At 70.2% G+C, this 16,987-nt stretch carries 14 protein-coding genes; 8 read left to right on the top strand and 6 right to left on the bottom strand.

Annotation, left to right across the window (positions count from 1 at the left end; all coding sequences use genetic code 11):
* Positions 1-12: 12 nt before the first annotated feature.
* The 4 genes from tcuB to ACF8ME_RS15130 form a co-directional block, all read right to left on the bottom strand.
* On the bottom strand, positions 13-1,215 hold the full coding sequence (tcuB, locus tag ACF8ME_RS15115; RefSeq protein ID WP_392417225.1) for a tricarballylate utilization 4Fe-4S protein TcuB: 1,203 nt from the start codon (positions 1,213-1,215) through the stop codon (positions 13-15).
* Positions 1,216-1,220: 5 nt separating this feature from the next.
* Positions 1,221-2,645: an FAD-dependent tricarballylate dehydrogenase TcuA gene (gene tcuA, locus ACF8ME_RS15120; protein WP_392417227.1), complete on the bottom strand. Its 1,425-nt coding sequence runs from the start codon at positions 2,643-2,645 to the stop codon at positions 1,221-1,223.
* Between the two features lie 87 nt (positions 2,646-2,732).
* Complete coding sequence (locus tag ACF8ME_RS15125) at positions 2,733-3,695, bottom strand: LysR substrate-binding domain-containing protein (RefSeq protein ID WP_012202727.1); 963 nt, start codon at positions 3,693-3,695, stop codon at positions 2,733-2,735.
* A 56-nt stretch (positions 3,696-3,751) separates the two neighbouring features.
* Positions 3,752-4,558, bottom strand: coding sequence for an IclR family transcriptional regulator (locus ACF8ME_RS15130; protein WP_013804645.1), 807 nt, complete (start codon positions 4,556-4,558; stop codon positions 3,752-3,754).
* A 153-nt stretch (positions 4,559-4,711) separates the two neighbouring features.
* Here ACF8ME_RS15130 and ACF8ME_RS15135 point away from each other — a divergent pair, with 153 nt between their 5' ends.
* The 6 genes from ACF8ME_RS15135 to ACF8ME_RS15160 are packed head-to-tail and all read left to right on the top strand — an operon-like array spanning position 4,712 to position 11,166.
* Positions 4,712-5,740, top strand: a complete 1,029-nt coding sequence (locus tag ACF8ME_RS15135) for a tripartite tricarboxylate transporter substrate binding protein (protein ID WP_313284227.1) — start codon at positions 4,712-4,714, stop codon at positions 5,738-5,740.
* A gap of 56 nt (positions 5,741-5,796) precedes the next feature.
* Entirely contained in the window at positions 5,797-7,296 is a 1,500-nt protein-coding gene (locus tag ACF8ME_RS15140; protein ID WP_392417230.1) for a class I adenylate-forming enzyme family protein, read from the top strand.
* Positions 7,297-7,327: 31 nt separating this feature from the next.
* The gene (locus tag ACF8ME_RS15145) at positions 7,328-8,113 is read left to right on the top strand and encodes a citryl-CoA lyase (protein WP_392417232.1); all 786 of its coding nucleotides are present in this window, start codon (positions 7,328-7,330) and stop codon (positions 8,111-8,113) included.
* A 48-nt stretch (positions 8,114-8,161) separates the two neighbouring features.
* Entirely contained in the window at positions 8,162-9,328 is a 1,167-nt protein-coding gene (locus ACF8ME_RS15150; protein WP_392417233.1) for a CaiB/BaiF CoA transferase family protein, read from the top strand.
* 36 nt (positions 9,329-9,364) lie between these two features.
* Positions 9,365-10,378, top strand: a complete 1,014-nt coding sequence (locus ACF8ME_RS15155; RefSeq protein WP_392417235.1) for a Bug family tripartite tricarboxylate transporter substrate binding protein — start codon at positions 9,365-9,367, stop codon at positions 10,376-10,378.
* A gap of 11 nt (positions 10,379-10,389) precedes the next feature.
* Complete coding sequence (locus ACF8ME_RS15160) at positions 10,390-11,166, top strand: enoyl-CoA hydratase (protein ID WP_034366441.1); 777 nt, start codon at positions 10,390-10,392, stop codon at positions 11,164-11,166.
* 17 nt (positions 11,167-11,183) lie between these two features.
* Here ACF8ME_RS15160 and ACF8ME_RS15165 read toward each other — a convergent pair whose 3' ends face one another.
* Positions 11,184-12,110: a LysR substrate-binding domain-containing protein gene (locus tag ACF8ME_RS15165; protein WP_392417237.1), complete on the bottom strand. Its 927-nt coding sequence runs from the start codon at positions 12,108-12,110 to the stop codon at positions 11,184-11,186.
* 102 nt (positions 12,111-12,212) lie between these two features.
* Between ACF8ME_RS15165 and mnmA the strand changes: the two genes are divergently transcribed.
* Both mnmA and ACF8ME_RS15175 read left to right on the top strand, forming a co-directional pair.
* Positions 12,213-13,331, top strand: coding sequence for a tRNA 2-thiouridine(34) synthase MnmA (mnmA, locus tag ACF8ME_RS15170; RefSeq protein ID WP_392417238.1), 1,119 nt, complete (start codon positions 12,213-12,215; stop codon positions 13,329-13,331).
* Between the two features lie 142 nt (positions 13,332-13,473).
* On the top strand, positions 13,474-15,033 hold the full coding sequence (locus ACF8ME_RS15175) for a serine hydrolase (RefSeq protein ID WP_016449576.1): 1,560 nt from the start codon (positions 13,474-13,476) through the stop codon (positions 15,031-15,033).
* On the opposite strand, the gene ACF8ME_RS15180 is transcribed toward ACF8ME_RS15175, so the two are convergent.
* Positions 15,002-16,984 carry an ATP-binding protein gene (locus tag ACF8ME_RS15180; protein ID WP_392417240.1) on the bottom strand — a complete coding sequence of 661 codons (1,983 nt, stop codon included), beginning with the start codon at positions 16,982-16,984 and terminating at the stop codon, positions 15,002-15,004. The two genes, ACF8ME_RS15175 and ACF8ME_RS15180, sit on opposite strands and share 32 nt — an antisense overlap.
* Positions 16,985-16,987: the final 3 nt, after the last annotated feature.

The raw sequence follows: 16,987 nt of genomic DNA on the forward strand, positions 1-16,987 counted from the left end.
GGGCACATGCGGCTAGTCGGCGCCCAGCCCGATGGGGCTGGGCTGGCGCTTTTCGGTGTTGTGGCGCAGCAGGGAAGCCGTGCGGAACACGCCGTGCGCGAACTTGCCGTAGGGCAGGGTGGCGAACAGGGCGATCACCGCGCCCAGGTGCAGGCACAGCAGCAGGGCCAGGGCCGGCGTGCCGCGGCCCAGCCACAGCGCCATGCCGCTGGCCGCGACCAGGAACAGCAGGGCGATGAAGCCCAGGTCCATGGGTTTCTGGCGCGCGTCGCCATGCAGCGGGTGGCGCCTGCGGTTCAGGCGCCACAGGCCTGCGGTGCCCAGCATGAGGCTGGTGCCGCCCACCGCGCCCAGCAGCTTGGGCAGGCTGGGGAATTCGTAGGGCGCGGCCCAGCCGAACACGTAGTGGTAGATCGTGGCCAGCGCCGTGGCCGCAAAGCACAGCATGAATCCGTAGAAGGTCAGGTGGTGAAAGCGCCTGCGGCTCAGGGTGTAGGCTTCGTCGTCGTTGTGGCAGCCCTCGCCGTGGCCGCCGTCCAGGTATTTGAGGCGCAGCACGTCGTGCGCAGCCTCGGCCGCCGCCGGCGTGCCCACGTCCACGCCGCCGGTGGCGGGCTTGACGTCCTTCCAGAAGCGGCGCACGCCCATGGCCAGCGCCAGCACCACGAACAGGAACACGGGCGCGAAGATGCCCACCAGCAGGTTGTGCGGGAACAGGTTGTAGAAGTTGGCGCCCAGGTCGGCGCCCCACAGCCGGCTCGGGCCGCCCTGCAGGGCCACGGCCAGCACCAGGAACAGCGACAGGCCTGCGGCCAGGGCCAGCGACAGCGTGAGCCCGTTCCTCTGGTACAGGCGCCCCAGGGCGGGCGGCCAGGCGTAGTCGGCATAGGTCTGGCCGCGCACCTCGGCCATGGCCTTGGGGATGTTGATGGCGAACTCGTGCGGCGGCGCGTACTGGCAGGCATGCAGGCAGGCGCCGCAGTTGTGGCACAGGTTGGCCAGGTAGTGCACATCGGCCTTGCCGAACTCCAGGCGCCGCGTCATGGCCGGGAAGACCGCGCAAAAGCCTTCGCAGTAGCGGCAGGCGTTGCAGATCTGCAGGGCACGCGCCACCTCGCCTTCGGCGGCCGTTTCGGTGGAGACCGGCAGGATGGGGATGACCCGGCCTGCGGCCAGGTCCTGGGCTTCTTGGGCCAGGGCGTTCAGGGTCTGCATCTCGGTCAAGCCTTCTCTGTCACTGCGCCGCGCACGGCGGGTTGTCCGGCGGCGGCAAGGGCCGCGTTGCGGCCCGCGATGCGGCCGAAGGCCGTGCCGATGGACATGCCCACGCCGGCCGTATAGCCCTTGCCCAGCACGTTGCCGGCCATCATTTCGCCGGCCACGAACAGGCTGGTGCTGGGCTGGCCGGCAAAGCGCACGGCCGCCGTGTCGTCGGTCTCCAGGCCCAGGTAGGTGAAGGTCACGCCGGGGCGCAGCTGGTAGCCGTAGAAGGGCGCCGTGTCGATGGGGCGGGCCCAGTGGGTCTTGGCGGGGGCCAGGCCCTCGGTATGGCAGTCGTCCAGCGCCGTGTGGTCGAAGTGGCCGACGCGGCAGGCGCCGTTGTAGGCATCCAGGGTCTGCATGAAGCGTTCCTCGTCCAGGCCCAGCTTGCGTGCCAGCTCGGGCAGTGAGTCGGCGCGCACGCCCGGGAAGACCGGCGGCATGAAGCGGCCTATGGCCTTGGCGTCGATGACGGACCAGGCGGTCTGGCTCGGCTGCTGGGCCACCAGGCGGCCCCAGATGGCATAGCGCTTGGGCCAGAAGTCCTCGCCCTCGTCATAGAAGCGCTCGGCCTCGCGGTTGACCACCACGCCCAGCGAGACGCAGTCGATGCGCGTGCAGATGCCGCCGTCGTACAGCGGCGCGCGCGCGTCGATGGCCACCATGTGGGCCTGGGTGGGGTCGCCGATGCGGTCGGCGCCATGGTCTTCGAGCAGGTGGCGCAGCAGCACGCCGCGGTTGAAGGCCGTGCCGCGGATCAGGAAGTTGTCGGACGGCCATTCGCCGCGTGCGTTCTGCCCCCAGGCCTCGCGCAGCCACTCGCGGTTGGACTCGAAGCCGCCCGCCGCCAGCACGCAGGTCTTTGCGGTGATGCGCTGCTCGCCCACCCAGGCGGCCTTGAACTCGCCGTCCTCGATCTCCAGCCGGTCCACGGGCGACGCGTAGCGCACCTGCACGCCCAGCCGTTCGGCGCTGCGGTAGTAGGCGTTGACCAGGGCCTTGCCGCCGCCCATGAAGAAGGCATTGGTGCGCGCCACGTGCAGGGCGCCCGACAGCGGCGGCTGGAAATGCACGCCGTGGCGGCGCATCCAGTCGCGGCAGGTGGAGGAGGCGCGGATCACCATGCGCGCCAGGTGCTCGTTGGTGATGCCGCCCGTGACCTTGAGCAGGTCCTGCCAGAACTCCTCTTCGGGGTAGGCCTCGACCAGCACGTCCTGGGGAGCGTCGTGCATGCAGCGCAGGTTGCGCGTGTGGCCGGAATTGCCGCCGCGCCAGTCGCGCGGCGCCGCCTCCAGCAGCAGCACGCTGCGGCCTGCCTCGCGCGCCATCAGGGCCGCGCACAGGGCGGCATTGCCGCCGCCTATGACCAGGACATCGGGGTCCATGGAGTTCTCCTTGCATTCGCCATCGTGGGGATTGCGAATGTAGGGAGAACGCAGCGCGGCGGGCAGGGGCCCGCCGGCATGGGGGTATCAGTCTTCGTGATGGATGAGGGCCGTGCCAGCCCAGGCGCCGCCGCGCAGCAGCTGGCGCACGCAGTCGATCAGCACCACGCGCGCGGCCAGGGCGGCGGGCGACAGCTCATCCTCGGACAGGCTGCACAGCAAGTTGGTGCGCAGGGCATCTTTGTCCGTGATACGCGACCACTCGAAGCGCTGCGCGGCATCGGCATAGCGGCCCATGGAGGCCCAGGGCTGCACCGTGCTGCCCAGGCCCGCATCCACGGCCGCCATGACCATGGACAGCGAATCCACCTCCAGCACCAGATGCGGCGTGAAGCGCGCCTGCGAGAAGGCCGTGTCCAGCGTGCTGCGCAGGCCGTGCAGGCCCGTGGGCAGGATCAGCGATTCGCCGGCCAGGTCGGCCAGCGCCATCTGCGGCGGCAGCGGCTCGGGGTGGTGGCCGCGCGCGCGGATCAGGAACAGCTCCTCCTCGATCAGCGGGTGCACCTGCCAGCGCCGCCCGCCTGCGCGGGCCTGACCGCCGTGCAGGCGGGCGTCGAACAGCACGGCCATGTCCAGCGCGCGCGCATTGAGCATGTCGGTCAGGTGGCCGGACATGCCCTCCACCATGTGCAGGCGCACATCGGGGTAGCGCGCGCGCATGGCCTGCATCATGGGCAGGCCCAGCATGGCCGAGGTGGTGGGCGCCAGGCCCACGCTGACCGAGCCCGACAGCCGCGCCTGCTGCGCGCTGCGCACGGCTTGCTCGGCATGGCGCAGCGTGAGCTGGGCCTCGCGGAAGAAGGCCACGCCCGCCTCGGTGGGCACCACGCCGCGCGGCGTGCGCTGCAGCAGCCGGGTGGACAGCTCGCTTTCCAGGCGGCTGACCTGCTGGCTCAGCGCGGACTGGACCATGTCCAGGTCCAGGGCGGCGCGGCTCATGGAGCCCAGTTCGACGATGCGGACGAAGTAGCGGAGTTGTCTCAGTTCCATGGGGGCGGCGCTTGTGGTGTGCAGCGCCGATTGTCGGTGCAGACCGGGGCTTGGCCTCAGATGCCGCGCGGCAGCAGGGCCGCCAGGGCCTCGCCTATCGAGCGCGCAATCAGCTTCTGGCGCTCGCCGGGCATGCGCTCCAGCGTGGAGGCCACGCTGACGGCGGCCACGGGCTCGCCTTCGGCATTGCGCACCGCCATGCCCACGGCCAGCACGCCGCGCGTGGCGTGGTTGCCGATGACGGACCAGCCGCGCTGGCGCGTGGCCTTCACCAGCAGGGCCATGCGCTCGGGCGTCATGCCGCCGTACTGCTCCAGCACGGGCGCGTTGGCCGCCATCGCGGCCTGCACCTCGGCATCGGGCAGGGCGGCCAGCAGGGCCAGGCCCGCCGCTCCCACGCCCAGCGGCTGGCGCGTGCCCACCTGGATCACCAGGATCTGCACCGGATGCGTGCCCACATGGCGGGCGATGCAGTGCGATGCCGCGCCTTCGCGCACGATGGCAAAGGCCGCGTCCGCGCAGCCCGCGCTCACGCGCTCCAGCACGGGCTGCAGCCGCACCGCCATGTTGGGCTGGCCTGCGCTGGCGGCCGTGGCCGCCAGCCGGTGGCCGGCCGCATAGCCGAAGCGCCCCCTGTGCGCCACATAGCCGCTGTCCACCAGGGTGGACAGCAGGCGGTACACCGTGGCGCGCTCCAGCCCCGTGGCGCGGCACAGGTCAGCGACGCGCAGGCCCTCGCGGCCTGCGGCCAGCACGGCGTCCAGCACCTGCAGGCCACGGCGCAGGGTGCGGCTGCCGGCATCGTCGGCGGAGACTGGAATGTCCGCTGGCCGGACGTTTGGATTGGTGCTGCGCGAAGGCATGGAAAAGAATTTCCCGGTGATTGCAGGCAGGGCAGAAAAGGGCCTGCGTGCAGCGCGCAGTGTGCCGCAGGCCGTCGAAAGCCCACACAGGCAGACATGAGCGGACATCAGCAGACATCAGCGGACATCAGAACGATCACCTGGAGACAAGACATGACAACCCCTGCCCGTTTCAATCCGTGGGCGCGCCGGCGCCTGCTGGCCTGTTCCTTCACCTGCGCACTGGCCGGCATGGCCGCCGCGACCGTGGCGTTGGCGCCCGCACCCGTGCTGGCGCAGCCGGCGGCCTGGCCTGCCCGGCCCGTGCGGCTCGTGGTGGGCTATGCGGCCGGCGGCGCCACCGATGTGATCGCACGCCTGGTGGCCGCCCGGATGGGCGAGCAGCTGGGCCAGAGCGTGGTGGTGGACAACCGCACGGGCGCCAACAGCAATGTGGGCGCCGAGGCCGTGGCGCGGGCGCCTGCGGACGGCTACACGCTGTATGTCTACACCATTGCCAACACCATCAATGCCTCGCTCTACCCCCGGCTCGGCTATGACCCGGTCAAGGACTTCGAACCCATCGGCCTGATCGCCAAGATTCCCAACATCCTCGTGGTCAACCCGCGCCTGCCCATACAGAACGTGGCCGACTATGTGCGCCATGCCAGGCAGAGTGCGCAGGGCATCAGCTTCGCCTCGTCGGGCAGCGGCTCGTCGATCCACCTGTCGGGCGAGATGTTCCGGCAGCTGTCGGGCCTGCGCATGCTGCACGTGCCCTACCGCGGCAGCGCACCGGCCATCACCGACCTGCTGGGCGGGCAGGTGGATTCCATGTTCGACAACGCGCCCTCGGCCCTGCCCCATGTGCAGGCCGGCAAGCTGCGCGCGATCGCCATCACCAGCGCCCGGCGCTCGGCGCTGCTGCCCGATGTGCCCACGCTGGCGGAGTCGGGCTATGCGGGCTTTGACGTGCAGTCGTGGTTCGGCCTGGCCGCCCCTGCGGGCACGCCGCCCGCCGTGATCGAGCGCCTGAACCATGCCCTGAACACCGCCCTGGCCGCACCCGAGCTGCGCCAGCGCCTGGGCGAGATGGCCGCCACGCCCGAGCCCGGCACCCCGGCGCAGATGCGCAGCTTTGCGGCGTCGGAGATCAAGCGCTGGCGCGAGGTGGTCAAGGCCTCGGGCGCCACCGCCCAGTAGTTCGGCACACGTTCGGCAAAAGCTCGACACAACCGCCCCACAAGGAGACGACCCCCATGCAACCCATTGATTTTTTCTGGCGCGCGGCCGAGCGCTGGCCGCAGCGCATCGCCATCGACGCACCGGGCGGCTGCATCCGCTATGACGCGCTGGCCCGCAAGGTGGCCGCGCTGGCGGCCGGCCTGCAGGCGCTGGAGCCTGCCGTGCAAAGCCGCGTGGGCATCTGCGCGGGCAACAGCGCAGACCATATCGCCGCCCTGCTGGCGGTGATGGCCAGCGGCAAGGTCTGGGTGCCGCTCAATCCCAAGAGCACGCAGTCCGAGGTGCGCCGCATCATCGATGCCACCGAGCCCTCCATCGTGCTGTGCGATGCGGGCGGCGCTGCACTGGTGCAAGGGGCGCCGGGCATCCACCTGGTGCTGGGCGAGGGCACGGCGGCCCTGGAGCAGGCGCAGACCGGCGCTTTGCCTGTGACACCCGACCTGCCCGCCGATGCCATCCAGGCCATCAAGTTCACGGGCGGCACCACGGGCCTGCCCAAGGGCGTGATGCAGCCCTGCCGCGCCTGGATGGCCGGCATTGCCAACCAGATCCAGGCCTGGGGGTTCGATGAACATGACCGCTACGTCATGGCCGCGCCCATCACGCATGGCACGTCCACCTATCTGCTGCCCATCCTGGCGCAGGGCGGCTGCCATGTGCTGCTCGACGGTGCGGGTGCCGAGGCCGTGCGCAGCGCCTTTGCCGTGCGCGGCGGCACCGTGTGCTTCATGCCGCCCACCCTGATCTACATGCTGATGGCGCTGCCGGGCGCCAGCCGTGCGGACTTCCCCGGCCTGCGCCGCCTCATCTACGGCGGCGCCGCCATGCCGCCCGAGAAAATCCGCCAGGTGCGCGCCTTCTTCGGCCCCGTGCTGGCCACCACCTATGGCCAGACCGAGGCGCCGCAGATCCTCACGGCCATGCGGCCCGAGGACTTCGAGGACGAAGGCCTGTGGACCTCCGTGGGTCGGGCCACCTGGTTCAGCGACCTGGCCGTCATGGCGCCCGACGGCCGCCTGCTGCCCCGGGGCGAGGTGGGCGAGGTCGTGGCGCGCGGCGATCTGCTGATGAGCGGCTACTGGCGCCTGCCCGGCAAGACGGCCGAGACCCTGGTGAACGGCTGGCTGCACACGGGGGACCGGGGCCTGATCGATGCGCAGGGCTACCTGCACCTCAAGGACCGCCTGAAGGACCTGGTCATCACGGGCGGCTTCAACGTCTATCCCGTTGATGTGGAAAACGCCCTGGGCCAGCATCCGGCCGTGCATGAGTGCGTGGTCTTCGGCATCCCCGACGACCACTGGGGCGAGGCCGTGCAGGCCGCCGTGCAATTGCGCGCCGAACTGCGCCCCGACCAGCGGCCGGACGAGGCCGAACTGATCGCCTTCGTGCGCCAGCGCCTGGGCCCCGTGCAGACACCCAAGCGCATCCACTTTCACGCCAGCCTGCCGCGCTCGCCCGTGGGCAAGCTGCTCAAGACGGCCGTGCGCGAGCTTGCGCTGGCACCGCGCTGATCCCGCACACCATCACAAGGAGACCCTGGCCATGGCCACGCACCAACCCCCCGTCACCCGCCTGTGCACCCACACCCTCACCAGCCTGCATTACCGCGATGCCGACCTGGTCGAGGACCTGATGGGCAAGAAGACCTTCACCGAGGTGATGCTGATGCAGATCCTGGGCCGCACGCCGCGCCCCGTGGACCTGCGCATCGCCGATGTGGTGCTCATCGTGCTCATGGAGCATGGCCTCACGCCCAGCGCCATCGCCACGCGCCTCATCTACATGAGCGCGCCCGAGAACCTGCAGGGCGCCGTCTCGGCCGGCCTGCTGGCCGTGGGCAGCTCCTTCGTGGGCACCATGGAGAACTGCGCCGCGCTGCTCGACCGCATCGCCGCCGCCGCCGACCCCGAGGCCGAGGCCCGCGCCATCGCCCGGCACCACAAGGCGTTGAAAAGCCCCGTCCCCGGCTTTGGCCACCACCTGCACAAGCCCGTGGACCCGCGCGCCTACAAGCTGCTGGACATGGGCCGCGCCGAACCCGAACTGGCGGGCAGCAGAATCCGCGCGCTCGAAATCCTCTCTGCCGCCGTGGACGCCGCAGCGGGCCGGCCCATCACCATCAATGCCACGGGGGCCGTGGCCGCCCTGCTGGGCGAGATCGGCGTGCCCACGGCCGTGATGCGCGGCTTTGCCGTGATTTCGCGGGCGGCCGGGCTGGTGGCGCATGTGGTGGAGGAGCAGCAAAGCCCGTCGGGCCGGTTCATCTGGGAAACGGTGGAGGAAGCCATCCCTTACGCGGGGCATGCAGTTTCCGCGAACGCTGCGTGAAGCAATGACCGATGGACCACCGCGCCCCATGCCGCGAGCATGGAGTCCATGCAACAAACCCATGGATTGTCCAGCGCCCTCGACGGCCTGCGCGTGGTGGACCTGTCCCGCATCCTGGCGGGACCCTGGTGCACCCAGAACCTTGCCGACCTGGGCGCATCGGTGCTCAAGATCGAGCGTCCCGGCACGGGCGACGACACGCGCGCCTGGGGCCCGCCCTTCGTGCAGGCCCCCGGTGGCGAGGCCGTGTCGGCCTACTTCCTGTCCTGCAACCGTGGCAAGCAGTCGGTGGCGCTGGACTTCACCGAGCCGGCCTCGCATGCCTGGCTGCTGCGCCAGATCCGCGATGCCGACGTGCTGGTGGAAAACTACAAGGCCGGCGCGCTGGCGCGCCACGGGCTGGACTACGCGGCGCTGGCCGCCATCAACCCCGGGCTGATCTACCTGTCGATCACGGGCTTCGGCCAGAGCGGCCCGTTTGCGCACAAGCCCGGCTACGACTATGTGTTCCAGGGGCTGGGCGGCCTCATGGGCTACACGGGCGTGGCCGATGGCGAGGAGGGCGCTGGCCCGCTGCGCACGGGCGTGGCCGTGGTGGACCTGATGACGGGCATGTATGCCACCAGCGCCGTGCTGGCGGCCGTGGTGCAGCGCCAGCGCACGGGGCGCGGCCAGCACATCGACCTGGCCCTGCTGGACGTGGCCGTGGCCATGAATGCCAACCAGGCGGCCAACTACCTGGTCAGCGGCGAGAACCCGCGCCGCACGGGCAACGCCCATCCCAATTGCGCGCCCTACGAGGTGTTTGCCTGCGCAGACGGGCATTTCATCCTGGCCATCGGCAATGACGGGCAGTTCGCCGCCCTGTGCTCCGTGCTGGGCACGGACTGGCACCTGGACGCGCGCTTTGCCACCAATGCCGCGCGCCTGACCGGCATGGCGCAGCTGCGCCCGCTGTTGCGCGCGGCGCTGGGCCGCTGGCCGCTGCAGGCCCTGACCGATGCGCTGGACACCGCCCAGGTGCCCTGGGGCTGCATCAACACCATGGAACAGGTCTTCGCCCATCCGCAGGTCCGGCACCGCCAGATGCTGCAGACGGTGGAGCACCCGCAGCTGGGCACGCTGAAGCTGGTGCGCAACCCCATGGTGCCGGCCGGCAGCGGCGCCCAGGTGCCGCCGCCGCCCGTGCTCGGTGCGGCGCCGCAGGACCTCTGAATCCCTAGACATCGACAAGCCAAGAAGGAGACAAGGATGACGAAACGCATGAAAGTACTGAAGGCCGCCGTGGCAGCCGCCGCGCTGGCGGGGATGCCGCTGGCATATGCGGCAGGGGCAGCCGGGGCAGCGGGGGCGGCAGGGGCAGGAAGCTATCCCGACCGGCCCATACGCCTGGTCGTGCCCTATGCGGTGGGCGGCGCCACCGATGTGATCGCGCGCGTGGCGGCCCGCTACCTGGGCGAGACGCTGGGCCAGCCCGTGGTGGTGGAAAACCGCCCCGGCGCGGGCGGCAGCACGGGCTCGGCCTATGCGGCCAAGCAGCCGGCCGACGGCTACACCCTAGTGATGATGGTGGAGAGCTCGCATGCCGTGAACCCCAACGTCTACGCCAAGCCCGCGTATGACCCGGTGAAGGACTTCACGCCCATCACCAACATCGCCAATGTGCCGGGCGTGATGGTGGTCAGCGCAGGCTCGGCCTACAAGAACGCCAAGGATGTGAGCGACGCGGCGCGCGCCGCGCCGGGCAAACTCAACTACGGCTCCTCGGGCAATGGCGGGCTCAGCCACCTGAGCGGTGCGCTGTTCGGCAGCACCACGGGCACCACCCTCACCCATGTGCCCTACAAGGGGCTGGGGCCGGCGCTCAACGACCTGATGGCGGGGCAGCTCGATGTGGTGTTCGACAACATGCCGTCCTCTGGCGCGCTGATCGCGGGCGGCCAGCTGCGTGCGCTGGCCGTGTCCAGCCCCGTGCGCCTTTCGGCCTTGCCGGGCGTGCCCACCTATGCCGAGGCCGGTCTCAAGCCCATGAACGACATGTCCTGGTACGGCCTGGGCGCGCCTGCCAGGCTCGATCCCGCCATTCTTGCCAGGCTCAGCGAAGCCCTGCGCAAGACCTTGCAAAAGCCCGAGCTGATCAAGACCATCGAGCAGCAGGGCGCCGTCGTGGACTTCCAGGAGCCTGCGCAGTTCAGGCAGACGGTGGAGCGCTCCAACCGGGCCTGGTCCCAGCTGATCCGCGACATCGGTTTCGAGAAACTTTGAGGAGATCTGCCGTGCATGCACAAGTGACCTTTCCCACCCCGCAGACCGCCGTGCTCACCATCACCGGCGGCGGGCCGCTGAACATCCTGGGCACGCCCGTGATCCGCGCGCTGACCGCGCAATTGGCCGAGCTGGCCGAGCGCCCCGATCTGCACTGCCTGGTGCTGCGCGGATCGGGCACGCGCGCCTTCGTGGCGGGGGCCGACATCCGCGAGATGGCGTCGCTCAACGCCGCCTCGGCACGCGCCTTCATCAGCGGGCTGCGCGACCTGTGCAACGCGGTGCGGCATTTCCCCGTGCCCGTGATCGCCAGGCTGCAGGGCCATACGCTGGGCGGCGGGCTGGAGCTGGCCATGGCGGCCGACCTGCGCATCGCGGCCGATGATGCCGTGGTGGGCATGCCCGAGGTCAAGGTCGGCATTCCCTCGGTGATCCACGCGGCCATGATGCCCGCGCAGATCGGCGGCACGCGTGCCAGCTGGCTGCTGCTCACGGGCGAGAACATCGGCGCCCTTCAGGCCGAGCGCTGGGGCCTGCTCAACGAATGCGTGCCCGGCGACCAGCTCGATGCGCGCATCGCGCAGATTGCCGAGGGGCTGGGCGGGATCGGCATCGAGGCGCTGCGCCAGCAAAAGCGCCTGCTGCGCCGCTGGGAAGGCATGGGCGTGGACTCGGCCATCACCGACAGCGTGGCCGAGTTCGGCGCGGCCTTCAACACGGGCGAGCCGCAGCACCACATGAATGCCTTCCTGGAGCGCAAGCAGGCCAAGGCCCAGGCCCAGCACTGAACCCAGGCCGGGCCGGGCTAGGCCTTGTCGGCCAGCCCTTTCAGAAAGCTGCGCAGCCGCTGCGCGGTGGGCGTCAGCGGCCGTTCGCTGGAGCGCACCAGCTGCAGCGGGCGCCGTGCCCAGGTTTCCTCCAGCGACAGGCAGGCCACCGCATGCGCGGTGCCGAGCCTGCGGTAGATGCTGTGCGGAATGATGGCCAGGCCCACGCCCTGCGAGACCAGCCGCACGATGGAGGTGAAATCGTCCACGTGGATGCGGCAGCGCAGCGGCCGGCCATGGCGCTTGGCCAGCTCGCGCAGAAAGGCGTAGTTGCTGCTGGTCAGCGCCATGCCCACGAAGGCATGGGACAGGGTGTCGAAGAACCGGCAGGAAGGGCCTTCGCCGTCCTCTGGCCTCTCGCCCGGCTGGGGCACCAGCGGATGGCCGGGCGGGGCGATCACCACCAGGCGGTCCAGCGCAAAGGTCTCGCAGGCCACGGCGCCCGCCATGGGCTCGCCCGCGTAGACGCCCAGGTCGGCCTCGCCCTCGGCCACGCTGGCGGCAATCGTCTCGCTGGTCTGCTCCACCAGGGTCAGGTTCACCTCGGGAAAGGCGGTCAGGAACTCGCCGATGTGCGGGCCGATGAAGCCGTGCAGCGAGGAGCTGTTGGCCGCCAGCGTCGCCTTGCCCTGCAGGCTGCTGCCCAGCAGGGCGGCCTCGGCCTCCATGCCGTCGATGGCGGCGAACACGCCGCGCGCATGCTCGAGCATGGCGTGGCCTTCCTCGGTCAGCCGCATGCCCTTGTGCTCGCGCGTGAACAGCTGGCAGCCCAGGGCCTGCTCCAGATTGCGCAGCCGCTGGCTGGCGGCCGAGGGCGTCAGGTGCCGCGCCTGGCTGGCACGCGAGAGATTGCCGGCCTGGGCGATGGCCAGGAACAGCTTCAGATCGGTCAGGTCGTAGCGCATGCGGGCGTTTCCTAGGGAGCAGGAGGGCCATTATTCCTGCTGGCGCAGGGCTGCAAAGCCCGTGGCGCGCAGCCTTTGAAGGGCGCTGGGATAATCGCTGCCATGACTAAACACCGCGTCGTGGTGGGCCTGTCGGGCGGTGTGGACTCCGCTGTCACGGCCTATCTCCTCAAGCAACAGGGCCATGAAGTGGTCGGCATCTTCATGAAGAACTGGGAAGATGACGACGACAGCGAATACTGCTCGTCCAATGTCGATTTCGTCGATGCCGCCGCCGTGGCCGACGTGGTCGGCATCGAGATCGAGCATGTGAACTTCGCCTCCGAGTACAAGGACCGCGTCTTCGCCGAGTTCCTGCGCGAGTACCAGGCCGGCCGCACGCCCAACCCCGATGTGCTGTGCAATGCCGAGATCAAGTTCAAGGCCTTCCTGGACCACGCCATGCGCCTGGGCGCCGAGAAGATCGCCACGGGCCACTACGCCCGCGTGCGCCAGAACCCCGGCACGCAGCTGTTCGAGCTGCTCAAGGGGCTGGACCCGGCCAAGGACCAGAGCTACTTCCTGCACCGCCTCAACCAGGCCCAGCTGTCCAGGTCGATGTTCCCCGTGGGCGAGCTGAAGAAGACCGAGGTGCGCCGCATTGCCGAGGAGATCGGCCTGCCCAACGCGAAGAAGAAGGACTCCACGGGCATCTGCTTCATCGGCGAGCGGCCGTTCCGCGACTTCCTGAACCGCTACATCAGCAAGGAGCCCGGCAACATCCTCGACGACCGCAACCGCAAGCTGGGCAAGCATGTGGGCCTGTCGTTCTACACGCTGGGCCAGCGCTCGGGCCTGGGCATCGGCGGCGTCAAGGAAAAGGGCGCGCCGCGCGGCGGCGGCGACCATGAGCCCTGGTTCGTGGCGCGCAAGGAACTGGACACCAACACGCTGCGCGTGGTGCAGGGCCATGACCATCCCTGGCTGCTGTCGCAGTCGCTGCTGGCCGACCAGGTCAGCTGGGTGGCCGGCCACGCGCCCGCCGAGGGCAAGGCCTACGGCTCCAAGACGCGCTACCGCCAGCCCGACTCGCCGGCCCTGATCTCGGGCGCCACGCCCGAGGGCTTCCGGCTGGATTTCCCCGAGCAGCAATGGGCCGTCACGCCCGGCCAGTCGGCCGTGCTCTACGACGGCGACGTGTGCCTGGGCGGCGGCATCATCGCGGCGGTGGATCCGCACTGATGCAGCACTGACGCGGCACTGATGCGGCATTGATGCCGGGCAGGATGCGGCCCGTCGCGTTTTGCTATCGTCACGGGGGGCGGCACAACCGCCCCTTTTTCTTTTTCCTTTTGTTCTTCACGACAGCACCACAGGAGACCCCATGGCTTCATCGATTCTTGCGCGCCGGCATTTTCTGGGAGCGGCCCTTGGCGCCGTGGCCACGGCCGGATGCAACGGCGAGGTGTCCTGGGGCGATCCCATCGATCCGCCCGTGACGGACCGCGTCAAGCGTGCGCTCGATCAACTCGACGGCCAGGTGCGCGCGCAGATGCGGCGCACGGGCGTGCCCGGCGTGGCCGTGGCGGTCGTGCATGAAGGGCGCCTGGTCTATGCCCAGGGCATGGGCGTGCGCCGTCTGGGCTCGTCGCTGGCCGTGGATGCGGACACGGTGTTCCAGCTCGCCTCCGTCTCCAAGTCCGTGGGCGCCACCGTGGTGGCGCAGCAGGTGGGCCAGCGCCGCGTGTCCTGGGACACGCGCGTGCAGCAGGGCCTGCCCTGGTGGACGCTGGAGGACGCCGACGCGGCCCAGCGCATCACCGTGGGCGACATGTATGCCCACCGCTCGGGCCTGCCCGGCCAGGCCGGCGATGCGCTGGAGGAGCTGGGCTACAGCCAGCGCCAGATCCTGGAGCGCCTGCGTTACCTGCCGCTGCGGCCCGTGGGCACCCAGTACGCCTACAGCAACTTCGGCCTGACCACGGGCGCCGAGGCGGTGGCCGCCATCGCGGGCCAGTCCTGGGCCGCGCTGTCGCAGCAGGCCGTCTACGGCCCGCTGGGCATGACGCAGACCAGCTCGCTGTTTGCCGATTTCGAGGCGCGCGCCAACCGCGCGGCCGGCCATTTGCGCGTCAATGGCGTGTGGCAGACGGGGCCGGTGCGCCGGCCCGATGCGCAGTCGGCTGCGGGCGGCGTCAGCTCCACGGTGCGCGACATGGCGCGCTGGATGACCATGCTGCTGGACGAGGGCCGCTTCGAGGGCCGCCAGGTGGTCGATGCGCAGGCCCTGCGCACGGCGCTGTCGCCGCAGATGCTGCAGTCGCCGGCCGGCAACGGCGAGCCCGCCCGCTACTACGGCTTCGGCTTCAACGTGGGCGTGTCCGAGGCGGGGCGCACCACCTACAGCCACTCGGGCGCCTTCGGCACGGGCAGCGCGACCAGCTTCACCGTCATGCCCGAGCTCAAGCTGGGCATCGTGGTGCTGACCAACGGCATGCCCATCGGCGTGCCCGAGATCGTGGTCTCGCAGTTCCTGGACCAGGTCGAATGGGGCCGCCAGCGCCAGGACTGGGAGAGCATCTGGACCAAGCGGCTGGCGCCCATCATGCAGCCGCATGGCGAGCTGGCAGGCAAGACCCGGCCCCCTTTCCCGCGCCCGCCCCGGCCGCTGGGCGCCTATGTGGGCAGCTACGCCAACCGCTTCTACGGGCCGGCCCAGGTCAGCCTGCAGACGGGTGGCGGGGGGCTGCAGGTCAGCCTGGGTTCGCAGCGCATGCTGCTCAGCCACTGGGATGGCGAAGTCTTCAGCTTCGTGCCCGAGGGCGATTCGCCGGGCAGCCTGTCCAAGGCCACGTTCGACGGCAACCAGCTCACGCTGGAGTATTTCGACGATGTGCTGACCCCGGCCGGCGTCAGTGCGGGGATAGGGCGCTTTTCGCGCTGAGGGTGGCCTGCTCCGTGCCGTCGGGCAGGGGATCGCCGGGCACGGGCAGCCAGGCGGCCAGCACGGTGGCGCCGGGCTCTGAATCCATGTCCAGATGGCCGCCCAGGCGCTGCAGGCGCGCCTGCATGCTGCGCAGGCCCACGCCCATGCCGGCCTGCTGCACGGCGGCCACGTCAAAGCCTGCTCCGTCGTCGGTGATGCGCAGCATCAGCCAATGCGGCTCGGGCCACTGCAGCTGCACCTGCACGCACTGGGCGCGGCTGTGCTTGATCACATTGGCCAGCGCTTCCTCCAGCACGCGCGTCAGCGCCAGGCACTGCAGCGCACCGGGCGGCTGCGGCCAGGCGGCCGGCACCTGCCAGTCGGACTGCATGTCCAGCGCGTCGAACAGGCTGGCAAAGCGGTGGCGCAGCGGCGCGATCCACGCCTGGGGCGTGTCCGGCACGGTGACGGAGACGCTGGTGCCGCTGTCGATCATCTGGCGCAGGTCGTCGCGCAGCAGCTTGAGCACGGACAGGAACTGGCGGTTGTGCATGGGGGTGCTCGCCTGCTCCACCATGGCGATGGAGCGCACCAGGGAGCCGCCCAGGCTGTCGTGCAGGTCGTGCGCCAGCTGCATCCGTTCCTGCAGCCGCGAGTGGCTGAGCGCCAGCGCATGCTCGCGCGCCAGCGTGCCGCCAAGCTCGTCGCAGGCACGCGCCACACTGTCGCTCAGCTCCTGGTTGAACTGTTCGATGCGGCGCATGCTGAGCACGAACTGCCGGCCCAGCACCATGGACAGGGCCAGCATGGTCAGCGGCGCGGTATAGGGCATCCAGGGCGTGGCGGGGCCGATCACCTTCTTGAGCGCCAGCATGTCGTGCAGGCCCGCGCACAGGAAGACCAGCAGACAGGCCGCGTAGACCAGGTGGCCCGGCTCGCGCGTGCGCCAGGCGTGCAGCGGAAAGTGCAGCGACACGGCCACGCAGATGCCGAAGTACACCAGGCCGATGTGCAGCACACCGTCCACCAGCGGCCAGGGCGCGAAGATGGCGGCGGCCATGCCGGCCAGCGTCAGCGCCCACAGCAGCTTTTCCAGCCGGGGCAGGTGCAGTTTTCCGAAGCGCCAGGTGAACAGGCAAAAGCTCTGGCCGAACAGCAAAAAGACCAGCAGGTTGCCGCGTGCCACGGCCAGGGTGTCGGGGAAGGGCCAGGCCTCGGTGGCCAGGATATTGGCCAGGAACAGCGCCCAGCAGAAGGCATTGAGCGCGTACCAGCCAAAGGCCTTGCTGGCGCGCCGCTGCAGCCAGGCAAAGGCGAACAGCACGCCCAGCACCAGCGAGACCACGATGTTCATCGCAAACAGCGTGCGCTGGTTCCACCAGGTCTGCTCGTGCCACTGGCGCAGCGCCTCGGGCTCGCCCAGGCGCACCTCGCCCAGGCCCGGCGTCTGTTCGGCCAGGCCGTGCACGCGTATCCACACGCTGTTGGTGCCCGCATGCAGGGCGGATTCGGGCAGCAGCCAAAAGCGCGGCATGTTCCAGCTGCGCGACAGGGGCTCGACCAGGTGCCGGTCGCGCCACAGCAGGTCGCCGTTCACGAAGACCTCGCCGGCCATGACCATGGAGTGCAGGGCCAGCGCCACGGGATCGGCGGCGGCGGGAGCGGTGGCAGCGGCGGCAGCGGGGTGAGCGCAGCCGCGCTGCCAGTCGATGCGGTACCAGACGGCGCCGCTGTAGCCGGGCCAGCGGTCCAGCCAGTGGTCGGGCAGGGTCACGTTGTGCCAGTCGCGTACCGCGCTGGCGATGGGCGGCGGTCCCTGGCCTGCGGCCTTGGCGGACTGGATGGACAGGATCTGCGGCAGGCAGGCCTGGGCCAAGGCGCAGGGACTGCACAGGAGGACCGCCAGGCCCAGGGCCTGGCCCAGGGCGAAGTGCCGCACCGGGCCGAACCACCGGCGCCACCCGCCCATGGC

This window comes from Delftia sp. WSY_7, assembly GCF_043104845.1.
Lineage (GTDB): Bacteria > Pseudomonadota > Gammaproteobacteria > Burkholderiales > Burkholderiaceae_C > Comamonas > Comamonas tsuruhatensis.